This is a genomic window from Marinobacterium nitratireducens, from assembly GCF_014645375.1.
Lineage (GTDB): Bacteria > Pseudomonadota > Gammaproteobacteria > Pseudomonadales > Balneatricaceae > Marinobacterium_A > Marinobacterium_A nitratireducens.
In genome coordinates this window covers 216,216-229,798 of the sequence record NZ_BMLT01000007.1, presented here as the reverse complement: position 1 = coordinate 229,798, position 13,583 = coordinate 216,216, and the positions used below count along the sequence as shown (strand labels likewise).

At 65.6% G+C, this 13,583-nt stretch carries 7 protein-coding genes; all 7 read right to left on the bottom strand.

What is annotated here, in order from left to right; translation table 11 throughout:
* Positions 1-3 precede the first annotated feature (3 nt).
* Positions 4-1,188, bottom strand: a complete 1,185-nt coding sequence (locus IEX85_RS15070; protein WP_188861433.1) for an acetyl-CoA C-acyltransferase — start codon at positions 1,186-1,188, stop codon at positions 4-6.
* A 29-nt stretch (positions 1,189-1,217) separates the two neighbouring features.
* Positions 1,218-3,317 carry a 3-hydroxyacyl-CoA dehydrogenase NAD-binding domain-containing protein gene (locus IEX85_RS15065; RefSeq protein ID WP_188861432.1) on the bottom strand — a complete coding sequence of 700 codons (2,100 nt, stop codon included), beginning with the start codon at positions 3,315-3,317 and terminating at the stop codon, positions 1,218-1,220.
* Positions 3,318-3,366: 49 nt separating this feature from the next.
* Positions 3,367-5,172 (bottom strand): acyl-CoA dehydrogenase, encoded by a 1,806-nt coding sequence (locus tag IEX85_RS15060; RefSeq protein ID WP_188861431.1) that lies wholly within the window; start codon positions 5,170-5,172, stop codon positions 3,367-3,369.
* Between the two features lie 156 nt (positions 5,173-5,328).
* Complete coding sequence (locus tag IEX85_RS15055; protein WP_188861430.1) at positions 5,329-7,119, bottom strand: acyl-CoA dehydrogenase C-terminal domain-containing protein; 1,791 nt, start codon at positions 7,117-7,119, stop codon at positions 5,329-5,331.
* Positions 7,120-7,283: 164 nt separating this feature from the next.
* Positions 7,284-10,004 carry a winged helix-turn-helix domain-containing protein gene (locus tag IEX85_RS15050; protein ID WP_188861429.1) on the bottom strand — a complete coding sequence of 907 codons (2,721 nt, stop codon included), beginning with the start codon at positions 10,002-10,004 and terminating at the stop codon, positions 7,284-7,286.
* A complete protein-coding gene (locus IEX85_RS15045; RefSeq protein ID WP_188861428.1) occupies positions 9,997-12,408 on the bottom strand; it encodes an efflux RND transporter permease subunit in 2,412 nt (803 codons plus the stop codon). The genes IEX85_RS15050 and IEX85_RS15045 overlap by 8 nt, the downstream gene beginning before the upstream one ends.
* A 16-nt stretch (positions 12,409-12,424) precedes the next feature.
* Positions 12,425-13,510, bottom strand: a complete 1,086-nt coding sequence (locus tag IEX85_RS15040) for a WD40/YVTN/BNR-like repeat-containing protein (RefSeq protein ID WP_188861427.1) — start codon at positions 13,508-13,510, stop codon at positions 12,425-12,427.
* Positions 13,511-13,583: the final 73 nt, after the last annotated feature.

The following is a 13,583-nucleotide window of genomic DNA, read 5'->3' as shown; positions in this document are numbered from 1 at the left end:
TGATCAGCAGACCTCGAACAGACCCGCCGCGCCCATACCGCCGCCGACGCACATGGTGACGACGACATAGCGGACGCCGCGACGTTTGCCCTCGATCAGTGCGTGGCCGATCATGCGGGCGCCGCTCATGCCGTAGGGGTGGCCGATGGAGATGCTGCCGCCGTTGACGTTGAGCCTGTCGTTGTCGATCCCAAGCCGGTCGCGGGAGTGGATCACCTGGCAGGCAAAGGCTTCGTTCAACTCCCAGAGGCCGATATCGTCGATACCAAGGCCATGCTGCTTCAACAGCTTCGGTACGGCGTAGACCGGGCCTATGCCCATCTCCTCGGGCGCGAGCCCCGCGACGGCGATGCCGCGGTAGACGCCAAGCGGTGAAAGGCCGCGCTGTTCGGCGAGGCTGCGCTCCATCAGCACGCAGGCAGCGGCGCCGTCGGACAGCTGGCTGGCATTGCCCGCGGTGATCGCGCCACCATCGATGACCGGCCTCAGATCGTTCAGACTCTGCAGGGTGGTTTGGGGACGGTTGCCCTCGTCCTGACTCAGGGTGACGTCGCGGTAGCTGGTTTCCTGGGTGTCCCTGTTCAGTACCGCCTGGGTCACGCTGATCGGCACGATTTCATCGTCGAACCTGCCGGCGGCCTGGGCGGCTGCGGTACGCTGCTGGGACTGCAGCGCATAGTCGTCCTGGGCTTCGCGACTGATACCGTACTTGCGCACCACATTTTCGGCCGTCTGCAGCATCGGCATATAGGCGTGTTCGGCATGCCTGAGCACCTGTTCGTCCCTGGCCTCGAAGGCCCAGGCCAGGGCCTGGTTCTGCACCGCGCTGATGTTTTCCTGGCCGGCGCCGATCACGACGTTCATGCCATCGACCATGATCTGCTTGGCTGCGACGGCAACGGCCATGAGTCCCGAGGCGCACTGGCGGTCCAGGGTCTGGCCGCTGACGGACAGGGGCAGGCCGGCGGCCAGGGCGCTCATGCGGCCAAGGTTCCAGCCGGCGGTGCCACCCTGCATGGCGCTGCCCATCACCAGGTCGTCAATCTCGCCAGGATCGACGCCGGCGCGTTCAACGGCGGCGCGAATCGCGTGCGCCGCAAGGCTTGGTGAGGTGGTGTTATTCAGGGCGCCCCGGAATGCCTTGCCGATAGGTGTGCGGGCGGTGGATACAATAACGGCTTCTCTCATGGTGACTGACTCCGTGGTGGATGATGGGCTTAGCAGGAAAAGCGCTTGCCTTCGGCGACGAGCCGCTCGAGCAGCGGGGACGGGCGAAACCACATCTCGCCGTAGCTGCCCAGGGATTCGCGATAGTGCCTGATTGCCTCCAGTACCGGTTCGAGACCGATCTCGTCGGCATACTGCAGCGGGCCGCCGCGCCAGGCCGGGAAGCCGTAGCCATTGACCCAGACGAGGTCGCAGTCGCCGGACCGGCAGGCGATCCCCTCGTCGAGGATCTGGGCGCCTTCGTTGATCAGCATGTAGATGCAACGTTCGAGCACTTCACGGTCGGATATCTCGCGCCGCTCGATACCAAGCTCCCCGGCGATGGTTTGGGCCAGGGCCAGCAGCTCTGGATCCTCGCGCTTGTCCCGGCCCTCGTAGATATAGAAGCCACGGCCGGTCTTCTGGCCGTAACGGCCGAGGGCGTAAAGTCGGTCGGCGATGAGGTTGTAGCTCGGGTCATGACCGATGGCGTCGCGGCGCGATTCGCGGACCATAAAGCCGACGTCGATGCCGGCCAGGTCGTACATGGACAGGGGCCCCATCGCCAGGCCAAAGTCGGTCAGCACCCGGTCGATCTGGGCCGGTGTTGCGCCTTCGAGTAAGAGCCGGTGCGCTTCGCGGGCGTAGGGCTCGAGCATGCGGTTGCCGACAAAGCCGAAGCAAACCCCGACCACCACCGGCACCTTGCGGATCGTCCTGGCGACGTTCAGCGCGGTGACGATGACGTCGTCGGCGGTCTGCCTGCCGCGGACGATCTCGAGCAGGCGCATGACGTTCGCCGGGCTGAAGAAGTGCAGGCCGATCACGTCCCCGGGACGGCGGGTGAAGGACGCGATACGGTCGAGGTCCAGGGTCGAGGTGTTGGAGGCGAGGATGGCGCCGGGCTTGCAGACCTGATCGAGCTTTTCGAACACCGCTCGCTTGACCTCCAGGCTCTCGAACACCGCCTCGATCACCAGATCCGCATCGGCCAGGTCGTCGTAGTCCAGGGTGCCCTGCAGAAGCGTCATGCGTTCCTGGACCTGGCGCTCGGTGAGGCGCCCTCTGGCGGCGGAAATCTCGTAATTCCCCCGAATCTGTGCGAGGCCCCGTGCCAGGGCATCCTCCTTGAGCTCGAGCAACTTCACCGGGATCCCGGCATTGGCGAAGTTCATCGCGATACCGCCGCCCATGGTGCCGGCGCCGACAATGGCGACCTGGCGAATGCTGCGCGCTGGCGTCTTGGGGTCGACGCCTGGCACGCGGTTTGCCGCGCGCTCGGCGAAAAACAGGTGTTGCTGCGCGCGCGCCTGGGGGGTATCCAGGCAGGCATTGAACAGCTCGCGCTCCTTCTCAAGTCCCTGCGCCAGCGGCAGCTCGCAGGCGGCTTCGATCGCCTGGATGCAGCATTCGGGGGCGAAGTAACCGCGGGTTTTGCGAGCGATGCCGGCACGGAAATCGTTGAAGTAGCGCTCCGGCAACTGGCCCATGTCGACGGTCAGATCGGCGCAGGAGCGTACCGGTGCGTCGGAGTCGAGCAACTCCTGCGCAAAGGCGAGGGCGGCGGCGAGAAGGTCGCCCTCGGCCACGCGGTCCACGAGCCCTGAACTGGCGGCCTCGGTGGCGCCGATCGGTTGACCGGAGGTGATCATGTCCAGTGCCAGCCCGACATTCGCCAGGCGTGGCAATCGCTGGGTGCCGCCGGCGCCCGGCAGCAGCCCGAGGTGGACTTCGGGCAGGCCGAGCCGGGCAGATGCGTCGCAGATGCGGTAGTCGCAGGCCAGCGCCAGTTCCAGGCCGCCGCCAAGGGCCATGCCGCCGATTGCCGCGATCAGGGGTTTGCCGGAGTCTTCCAGCTCGTCGCACAGCTGCGGCAGCGCGGGGTCTCGCCAGGTGAGGTCGGTACCGAACTCTGCGATATCGGCGCCGCCGCAGAACAGGCGGCCCTCGGACGTCAACAGGATGGCGTCGACGGTCTCGTCGGCCAGGGCCTGGCGGTAGCAGTTCCGCAGGCCCGCGCGGGTCTGGAACCCGAGCGCGTTAACCGGTGGATTGTCGAGGCTGATGATGGCGATACGGCCCCGGGTGCGATAGCGTACGGTGTTTGTCATGTTCTGGTTCCCGTCAAAAGGGTGCAGTCGAGTGGTAGCGGGGCAGCATTCAGAACCAGCTGTCCTGCATATCGAAACAGACGCTGTTACCCTGCCTGAGCAGCTCGGCCTGAGGGCCTGTCTGCGGCAGTTCCCAGTCCAGGTAATAACGTGCCGCCTGCAGCTTGCCGCGATAGAAAGCCGCGTCCGCCTCACTGATACCGGGGCGGGTCAGCCCCTCGGCGGCCTTCTGCGCCTGGCGCAGCCAGATCCAGGTGGCGACGATGCGCCCGAACAGATCCAGGTAGAGGGTGGCGTTGGCGAGGCCCTGGTCGATCTGGTCGCCCATCCGGCACTGCAGGCTGTCGGTGACCTCGTCGAGGGTGTGCAGCGCGGACTCCAGCGGGGCGATGAAAGGCGCCGTTTCGCTGTAACGGGCCGCCAGGGCCAGGCTCTCGCGCACGTCGGTCTTGAAGTCGTCGTAGGCGGCCATGCGATTGAGCGAGACCTTGCGCCCCAGCAGATCCAGGCCGTGGATCGCCTCGGTGCCCTCGTGGATCGGATTCAGGCGGTTGTCGCGGTAATACTGCTCGACCGGGTACTCGCGTATGTAACCGGATCCGCCGAGCACCTGGATCGCCAGCTCGTTCGCCTGCAGGCAGTACTTCGACGGCCAGGATTTGACGATCGGCGTCAGCAGGTCCAGCAGGCCCGCCGCACGCCGGCGCGCTTCGGGCGTTTCGGCCGTACGCTGGTCCTCGAACAGCGCGCTGGCGTAGAGGCACATCGACAGAGCGCCCTCGGCGTAGCTTTTCTGCGCCAGCAGCATGCGCCTTACATCGGCGTGTTCGATGATAAACGCCTGCTTGCTGAGCGGATCCTTGTTCGAGGGAAGGCGGCCCTGGGGCCGCTGGCGGGCGTAGTCGAGCGAGTACTGGAAACCCTGGTAGCCGAGCGCCGCCGCGCCGAGCGCAACGCCGATGCGGGCTTCGTTCATCATCTGGAACATGTACTGCAGGCCCTTGTGGGGCTCGCCGACCAGGTAGCCGATGGCGCCATCCTTCTCGCCGAAGTTCAGCACCGTCGATGTGGTGTTGCGGTAGCCCATCTTGTGCAGCAGGCCCGCCAGGGCGACGTCGTTGCGCGCCCCGGTACTGCCGTCGTCATTGACCAAAAACTTCGGAACCACGAACAGCGAGATGCCGCGTACGCCGGCGGGGGCGCCGTCGATCTTGGCCAGCACCAGATGCACGATGTTCTCGGTCAGTTCATGATCGCCGCCGGAAATGAACATCTTGTGGCCGCGGACAAGGTAATGACCCTCGTCGGCGGGGGTGGCGCGGGTCCTGATGTCGCCCAGGGCCGAGCCCTGGCCCGGCTCCGTCAGGGCCATGGTGCCGCTGAAACGGCCTTCGAGCATCGGCGGCAGAAAACGGGCCTGCAGCGCTTCGCTCGCAAAGGATCGGATCAGGTTGGCGGCGCCGATGCTGAGAAAGGGATATCCGGTGGTGGCGATGTTGGCGGCGTTGAAATAGGCCATCGAGGCACGCAGTATCACTTCCGGCAGCTGCATGCCACCGTCCTCGAAGTCGTGATGCGCCGCCAGGAACCCCGCCTCGGCAAAGGCATCCCAGGCATCCTGGGTCTGCGGAATCAGCTGCACCTTCTTGCCGTCGAACGTCGGCTCGTGGGCATCGCCCTCCCGGTTGTGGTTGGCGAAATACTTTTGCGCGATCCGGCGCCCGGTGTCCAGGGTGGCCGCGAATACCTCGAGGGAGTGATCCTGATAGCGCTCACGCTGCAGCAGGGCCTCGGTGTCCAGCACTTCGTACAGCTGAAACGCGATATCCCGTTCGTTCAGTAGTCTTTCGGTCATCGGTAATTCCTTGGCCCTATCGGGGACGGGCGTCCAATTGGAGATGCGAGACTAGTTGTAACAGTGCGCCCGGTGGGGCGGCTTCCACCCCCGGGTGGATTTGGGGGTGGAAATTGGCGCGCCGGGATCGGGGAGCTTCTCGGCTCACGGCTGGCGTCAGATCGCGAAATCCGCTTCGTCCATCGCCATCAGGCTCTGTGCGCCGGCATTGACCGATGCGACCAGCGAAAGCGTACGGGGCAGCAGGCGCTGGAAGTAGAAGCGGGCGGTCTGAAGCTTGGCGCGGTAGAAGCCGGTATCGTCGCAGCCTTCATCCAGGTGCGCCTGAGCGGTGACGGCGCTTAACGCCCAAAGGTAGGCGAGCACCGTGTAGCCCGAGTACATCAGGAAATCGACGGCCGCCGCGCCGACTTCGTCCGGGTCCTGCCGGACGGCGTCGCCGATCTGCCGGCTCAGTGTCAGCCACTGGCGTACCTGCAAACGCAGCGGCCCGATAAACTCGCCGAGCCTGTGCTGCTGCGCATCACAGAAGGCTTCGATCTCGCCCGTGAACGCCTCGAGCAGTCCGCCGTCGGCGTCGAGCACCTTGCGGCCGAGCAGGTCGATCCCCTGGATGCCGTTAGTGCCCTCGTAAATCGCCGTGATGCGGGCGTCCCGTGCGATCTGTTCCATGCCCCATTCGCGGATGAAACCGTGGCCGCCAAGCACCTGGATACCGAGGCTCGCGGCCTCCTGAGCGGCTTCGGTGAGAAAGCCCTTGGCGATCGGTGTCAGCAGCGCCAGCCGCTGCCCGGCGGTGCGGCGCACCTCGGGGTCATCCGACAGATGCGCCAGATCGATCTGCCGGGCGCAGTAGGCGTTCAGCAGGCGTCCCCCCTCGGCGAAGGCTTTCTGGGTCAGCAGCATGCGGCGCACATCCGGATGGGCAATGATCGGGTCCGCGGGCCGGTCGGGATGCGTCCGTTTTGGCGCGCGCATCTGCAGGCGTTCCCGGGCGTAGCGCAATGCCCCCTGGAAGGACGCCTCGGTATGGCCCTGACCCTGCTGAGCAACACCCAGACGGGATTCGTTGATGAAGGTGAACATGCAGTTCATGCCTTTGTTGGGTGGGCCGATCAGGTAGCCGCGGGCGCCGTCGAAGTTCAGCACGCAGGTGGCGTTGCCGTGGATGCCCATCTTGTGTTCGATCGAACCGCAGCTGACGGCGTTGCGCCCGTCCAGCGAACCGTCGTCCCGGACAGTGACCTTGGGCACCAGAAATAGCGAGATGCCCTTGACGCCCGCGGGGGCGCCCGGCAGCCGGGCCAGCACCAGGTGCAGGATGTTTTCGGTCAGGTCCTGCTCGCCGGCGGAAATGAACATCTTGCTGCCGCTGATGCGGTAGCTGCCGTCGGACTGGGGCTCGGCGGTGGTGCGCAGCAGGCCGAGATCCGAACCGCAGTGGGCTTCCGTCAGGCACATGGTGCCGCTCCAGCGCCCCTCGATCAGCCGAGGCAGGAAAAGGCGCTTCTGTTCCTCGCTGCCGTGGGCCTGGAGGGTGCTGATCGCGCCGAGGCTCAGCATCGGATACATGGTCCAGGCATGGTTGGCACTGGTGAGCATCTCGATCACCAGAGTGCCGAGCGACGGCGGCAGCGCCTGGCCGCCCCATTCCGGCGCCTGTGCCAGTGACAGCCAGCCGCCGTCGATGAACTGCCGGTAGGCGTTGCGGAAGCCGGGCGGGGTAGAGACCTCGCCGTCGTGCCAGCGGCAGCCTTCACGGTCGCCGATGGGGTTGAGGGGCGAGAGGACGTTTTCGGCGAACTTCGCGGCCTCGTCGAGAATGGCGGACACGATATCGGGCGTCGCATCCTCGCCCCCTGGCAAGCTGGCGTAGTGACCGGGAAAGTCGAGCACATCGTTGATGGCGAAGTGTATATCGCGCAGGGGCGCCTTGTATGCGGGCATGGGAAATCCTCAGGTACAGGGTTCGTCCAGCCAGCCCGGCGGGACTGCTGTCCCGACCGGCCTGCTGTGTTTGGCAGTTCGACCTGACTTGTATCAAAAGGCGCGGCCGGGCAGCCTCCACCCCCGGGTGGATTTCGGGGTGGATTTCGGAATGGTGTGGCGGCTCAGGAGCAGAGATTCAGGCGCCGGGCGCGGAGGATCGCGTCGTCCCTCGAGGCAACGTCGAGTTTCTTGAAGATGTTGTTGATATGGGTCTTGACCGTGCTGACACCGACGTAGAGAGCCTCGGCGATCTCCTGGTTGCCCCGGCCCTCGATCACCAGGGCGAGCACATCGCGTTCACGACGAGTCAGCTGCTCGAACGGCAGCGGCAGCAGCGGCACCGCACAGGCGGCGTCGGTGGTTCGCAGTCGCGCCGCCAGCAAGGGTTCGACGAAGGCGCGCAGCGGCGCCGGTATCCGGGCCTGCTGCGGCCCGCGGTCCCGATCCGAGAGTCCCTGCTGGATCAGGCCGGTCAGCTCCTGTCCCTCGTGAAACAACAGCCGGGGCAGATCGTGGTCCGCCGCCAGTTGCAGCGCTTCGTTCAGGGCCTGCATTGCGGCTTTGTCGTCATCGCCCCGCTGGTACAGGGTGGCCAGCAGCAACCAGGCGTCGATCTGCAGCGGAATATGGCCTTGGACGCCGAGGTCGGCGATGAGTCGCTCGCAGGTGCGCAGCGCCTCGTTTCGGCTGCCCTGACGGCACTGTACCCAGCCGTAGGCAAGTCGCTCTTCCGGCAGGCTGTGTTCACCCTGAAGCCGCAATACCGCATCCCATTCCTGCAGCCAGCAGTGCACGATGTCGCCGTTTGGCGGTTGACGCAACGCCAACCTGACGCGATAGGCGCCGCACAGCCGGTAGATGCCGTAGAGCCTGTGTTTGAGGGCGATGTCGCGGGCCTCGTTCAGGGTCTCGATGGCGCGCTCGAGATGGCCGTTGGCACTCTGTACCAATGCCAGTTGGTGAAGCACCCAGGGCAGGGCCGCGGATGGCGGCAGCTTGAGCGCGATGGCGGCGGCCCGGTTGAGCAGGCGCTCGGCCTCCGGCAACCGGTTCTGCTCGGTGCGTACCAGGCCAAGGCCAAGATAGTGGAAAACATCGTAAAAGCCCTGCGGAGTGGCGGCGAGGTCGTGCCGGGGGCCGAGATGCAGGAAGCGTCGCTCCGCGGCGGCTGTCCGCCCCTGCGCCAGTTCGATCTGGCCTGCCAGGAAACTGAGCGCGTTGGTATAGCCCGTCAGACCGAAGCGTTCCAGCTCCGACAGCGCCTGGAGGGCATCCCCGGCGGCGCGGCTCAGCGAGCCGAGAGCGAAGTGGCAGTTGGCGCGGTGAAAACGCATGACCGAGAGGGCGGCATTGGCGTCCCGGCATCGCTGCAACTCCCGGTCGCACAATCGAATCCCGTGACGGAAATTGCCGCCGAGGTAGGCAAGCTGGGCGCGTAGATAGAGGCTGGTTTGCAGCAGGCGCCCGCGACTGGCGTAGGGCGGCGGCTGGCGCAACAGTCGCTGTATCCGTCCGAGACAACGCCCGATGCGTCCGGTGTCCCTGACGACGTGGACGACCGAGGCCTCGGTGACGGCCAGGGTGAAGTGATCCTCACCCAGTCCGGCGGGAATATTGCCCAGGGAACTGACGATCTCGCTGACCTCGCCTTCGCGCAGCAGGTCGAAGGCGTGCTTTTCCACCACCGCCAGCAGGGCGCTGACATCGTGGCTGCGACCGTACTGGTAAAGCGCCTCGGTATAGTGGCCCTGCTGCAGCAGCCGGTCGGCGGCGAGCCGGTGCAGGGTACGCACCTGTTCGGGGTCGCGGCGATTGAGCCGTCGGTAGAGGCTGTGCTGCAGCAGTGGATGGTAGCGATACCAGCCGTCGCGCCGCGTTGCCGGCTGCACGAAGAGTTCGGGCCGCAGCAGCGGCTTGAGCGTCGGTGGTTGCGCGGGCGACTCCGGTGCCAGGTGCAGGGCCAGCGGCGGGTCGAAGCAATTGACCACGCAGGTCTGCAGGAGCAGGTGCAGCATCGGCCGGGACAGGGTGCTCAGTACCTCCTCGCGGAAGTAGTCTTCGATGTAGCCGTAGGCGAGCGCCTGCACCGCCGGATCCCAAAGGCTGTCGGCCCGGGGCGACGCGGTTGCGGCGGCGAGCCAGAGGCGAATACCCGTGACCCAGCCTTCGGTGAGATTTGTCAGGCGATAGATATCCCCCGCACAGACGTCGGCACCGGCCCGCTGACACAGCAGCGAGATTTCTTCGGCGCCGAATGCAAGATCCGCGGCATCCAGCTCCAGCAGTCGCGCGCCTGCGCGCAGCCAGCCGGTGGCGACCGCTAGGCGCCGCCGGCCGGCGATCACCAGTTGCAGTGTCGGTGGTGCCTGCCGCAGCAAGGCGTCGATCTGGCGGCAGAGCCGGTTGTTGTGAAGCGTGCCGGCATTGTCCAGTACCAGCAGCATCGGCGCGCCATGGCGCTGTACGCAATTGAGCAGAAGCGCCCAGGCGTGCTCCGGCGACCGCGGCAGGGCTGACTGCGCCTGCCCGGCGAGATCGCCAGGCAGAATACCGGCGCGGGTGAAGGCGCCGATCAGATGGGCGAGGAAGCGATCGGGGTCGTTGTCCTGTTCGTCCAGGCTCAACCAAATCAGGGCGCCGTCCCACTGCTGTCCAAATTGCTGCAGCAGGGTGGTCTTGCCGTAGCCGGCCGGCGCGCAGATGAGGGTGAGTCCACTCCCAGCGCGCGGGGCCAGCCGCTCAAGCAGGTGCGCGCGTGCCACGGCCGCCGCGGGCGGCACCGGGGGGTTCAGCTTGCCAAGCAATACCGGCATCTGTGGCTCGAGCGGCCCTGTATCAGACAAAGCGTGCTCCTTTGCTTTCGTTGCGTAACAGGAAGTGAGACAGGGCCGGGATCAGGATCAGCGCGCCGAGCATGTTCCAGAGGAACATGAAGGTCAGCAGCAGACCCATGTCGGCCTGGAACTTGATCGGCGACCAGAACCAGGTGATCACACCCGCCGCCAGGGTCACACCCACCAGGGCAACCACCTTGCCGGTAAAGCCGAGGGCGTGCTTGTAGGCGTCGGCCAGCGGCAGGCCGATCCTCTGGAACTGCAACTGGACGCTGAGCAAATAGAGCGCGTAGTCGACGCCGATGCCGACGCCCAGGGCAATGACCGGCAGCGTCGCGACCTTGACGCCAATCCCCATCCAGACCATCAGGGCCTCGCAGAGGATGGATGTTAGCACCAGCGGCAGGATCGCGACCAGCGCCGCGCGCCAGCTGCGGAAGGTGATCAGGCAGAACAGGCTCACCGCGGCGTAGACGTAGAACAGCATGGTACGGTTGGCGTCGCGCACCACTTTGTTGGTGGCCGCCTCGATCCCCGCGTTGCCCGCCGCCAGCAGGAACTGGTGCTCGTCGGTGCTGTTTTCCCGCGCGAAGCGCTCGGCGATGGCGGCGACTTCGTCCAGCGTCTGCGCCTTGTGATCCTTGAGGAAGGCGACGACCGGCATCATCGAGCACTCGGTGTTGAACAGCTCCGGACGGTTCACCGATGCCTGCTGCGCACCGTAGTTGAGTACATCCTGATTGCGCTGGAGACTGAAGAATTTCGGATTGCCCTCGTAGGTGCCGGCGGTGATCTGTCGCATCGCGTCGACCAGCGACTGGGTGACCTGAACGCCGGGATGCTGCTGCAGCTGCCATGCCAGCCGGTCGGCGAGCACCAGGGTGCGATAGTCGAGGCAGCCCTCCGGCGGCGTCTTGACCATTACGGCGAAGAGGTCGCTGGAGAGGGTGTAATGCGTGGTGATGTAGGCGTTGTCGCGGTTGTAGCGCGAATCCGGCCGCAATTCGGGCGCACCGGCGTCGAGGTCGCCGATCTGCAGCTGAAGACTGACAGCGAAGCCGCCCGCGCCCATCAGCAGCGCGACGAGCAGCGCGCCGGTCGCCCAGCGGCGCGAGGTAAAGCGGTCCAGCAGGTCCCAGAGCCGCCCCAGCCCCCGGTGCTGTGCCGCCGAGCGGTCATCGCGCAGCGAGCGCTGCGCCGCGGCGGTGCTGACCCCGCTGTAGGAGAGCGCTACCGGCATCAGCAGCAGGTTGGTGAAAATCAGCACCGCGACCCCGATGCTGGCGGTGATAGCCAGCTCCTTGATGACCGGGATGTCGATCAGCATCAGCACGGCGAAGCCGACGGCATCCGACAGCAACGCCGTCACGCCCGCGAGAAACAGCCGCCGGAAGGTGAAACGCGCCGCCACCAGGCGGTGCGCGCCGCGCCCGATATCCTGCATGATGCCGTTCATCTTCTGGGTGGCGTGGGAGACGCCGATGGCGAATACCAGGAAGGGCACCAGGATCGAGTAGGGATCTATGGCGAAACCGAGCCAGGAAACGATGCCCAGCTGCCAGACGACCGCCAGCAGCGAGCAGCTCACGACGAGCAGCGTACTGCGGATACAGCGGGTATAGGCGAAGATGATGAGCGCGGCGATGGCGACCGCCAGAGCGAAGAAGATCATTACCTTCATCAGGCCTTCTATCAGGTCGCCGATAAGCTTGGCGAAGCCGATCACGCGAATCCTGAACTTGCCGGTGTCTTCGTAACGCTCGCGCACCTGTTCCAGCGACCGGGAAAAGGCGAAATAGTCGATACCCTTGCCGGTGGCCGAATCGCGATCGAGCAGCGGCACGCTCAGCATGCTCGAGCGGAAATCGTTGGCGACCAGGCTGCCGACGATGCCGGCGCGGGCGATGTTCTGCCGCAACTGGTCGATGCTCTCCGGCGAGCCGTCGTAGTTGTCGGGCATCACCGGGCCGCCCTGGAAACCCTCTTCGGTCACTTCGGTCCAGCGTACCCCGGGAGACCAGAGCGACTTCATCCAGGCGCGGTCGACGCCGGCTGTGAGGAAGAGTTCGTCGTTGATCTGCTTGAGCGCTTCGAGATAGTCGGGATCGAAAATATCGCCGTCGGTATTTTCGACGACCACCCGTACCGAGTTGCCGAGGCCGCGCAAGGCGTCGCGATTGTCGAGAAAGGCGCGGATGTACGGGTGGCTCTGGGGAATCATTTTTTCGAAGCTGGGTTTGAGCTCCAGCCGCGTTGCCGCCGTGTACGCCAGCAGCACCGTCAGCAGCGCGATGGCCGCCATAAACAGCAGGCGATTGTTGAAGATGACCCGCTCCAGCAGATTGCCGCTTTTCGGATCGAACTCCGTCAGTGCGGGGATCGCGGGCAGCCCGCCCTGCTTGATATTGCCCATGTCGGTTGGCCCTTGTTCAGTCTTTTTGTTGTTCGTGGGTGATCCGGTGTATACCCCGTTGTCCCGTCAGGACCAGGCTGCCGTCCGCGGCGGTGCCGGCGCCGGCAATCGCCGACAGGTCATGCGCCGGCAGTGGCGCGAAGCTGATACCCCTGTCGTTGCTGACGAAGGTCTGACCCGCCTGATTGGCGAGGAAAATCCGCCCGTGTGTATCGGCGGCGGCCGCGGTGAGGCTGACCGCGCTGCCAACATCGATCGCGTGCCAGCGTTCACCCTGGTCGGTGCTGCGAAACAGATGCCCGCGCAGTCCATAGGCCAGCAGCAGGCCGGGCTGACCGAGCAGGCCGAAATAACTGCCGTCGTAAGACGACGCCATCTGGCGGAAATAGCCGGTGTCGGGATCTCGCTTGAGCAGCAGTCCCTGCTCGCCGGCGATATAGAGATTGTTGCCGGCGGCGTCGATGGCATTGAGGTGCAGGGCGTAGGGGTTTTCGGTCAGGTGTTGCTGCGGCAGCCAGTGTGCGCCGCCGTCGTCGGTGCGAAGGATCAGGTTGAAGGCGCCAACCACGTAGCCGGTGCGCGCATTTTCGAACCAGACATCGAGAAACGGCTTGTCCGCGCCTTCGGCGACGATGCGCTTCGATTCCTCGACCAGCTGGCCGACACGATCGTCATCGGGACGGGCGAGCGCCAGGGCGCTGTAATAGTCCAGCATCAGCTGACCCAGCACACGGCCGTCGAGTTGCCGTTCCCAGGTCCGGCCCGCATCGCGACTGCGCAGCACGACGCCGTCATGACCGACGGCCCAGCCTTCCTCGGCAGTGGCAAAATGAACGGCATTGAGGTCCGAGCTGACCGGTACCTCGGCCTGTTGCCAGCTGCGGCCATCGTCATCGGATAGCAGGATGTGACCGCGCTGGCCCACGGCGACCAGACGGGCACCGGCGCGGGTAATCGCGGTCAACGGTGATGTGGCGGCAAGATCGGAAGGCATGGCCGGCAGGTCCAGCACGTCGGTGAAATCGCTGGCCAGACTGGCGGACGGTTGCTGCAGTAAAGCAGCCATCAGCAAGGCGATAAACAGCGTTTGTCGGGGCAACATCGAATGTCCTCGCAAAGAAGGACCGCGGGGCAGGGTCGTAGCCCCCGCGGCCAAGAGGGATGCTCGACAGACG

Excerpts from the sequence above, each read along its gene's own strand:
- IEX85_RS15070 (WP_188861433.1), bottom strand. The coding sequence starts at position 1,188 with ATGAGAGAAGCCGTTATTGTATCCACCGCCCGCACACCTATCGGCAAG.
- IEX85_RS15065 (WP_188861432.1), bottom strand. The coding sequence starts at position 3,317 with ATGACAAACACCGTACGCTATCGCACCCGGGGCCGTATCGCCATCATC.
- IEX85_RS15060 (WP_188861431.1), bottom strand. The coding sequence starts at position 5,172 with ATGACCGAAAGACTACTGAACGAACGGGATATCGCGTTTCAGCTGTAC.
- IEX85_RS15055 (WP_188861430.1), bottom strand. The coding sequence starts at position 7,119 with ATGCCCGCATACAAGGCGCCCCTGCGCGATATACACTTCGCCATCAAC.
- IEX85_RS15045 (WP_188861428.1), bottom strand. The coding sequence starts at position 12,408 with ATGGGCAATATCAAGCAGGGCGGGCTGCCCGCGATCCCCGCACTGACG.
- IEX85_RS15040 (WP_188861427.1), bottom strand. The coding sequence starts at position 13,510 with ATGTTGCCCCGACAAACGCTGTTTATCGCCTTGCTGATGGCTGCTTTA.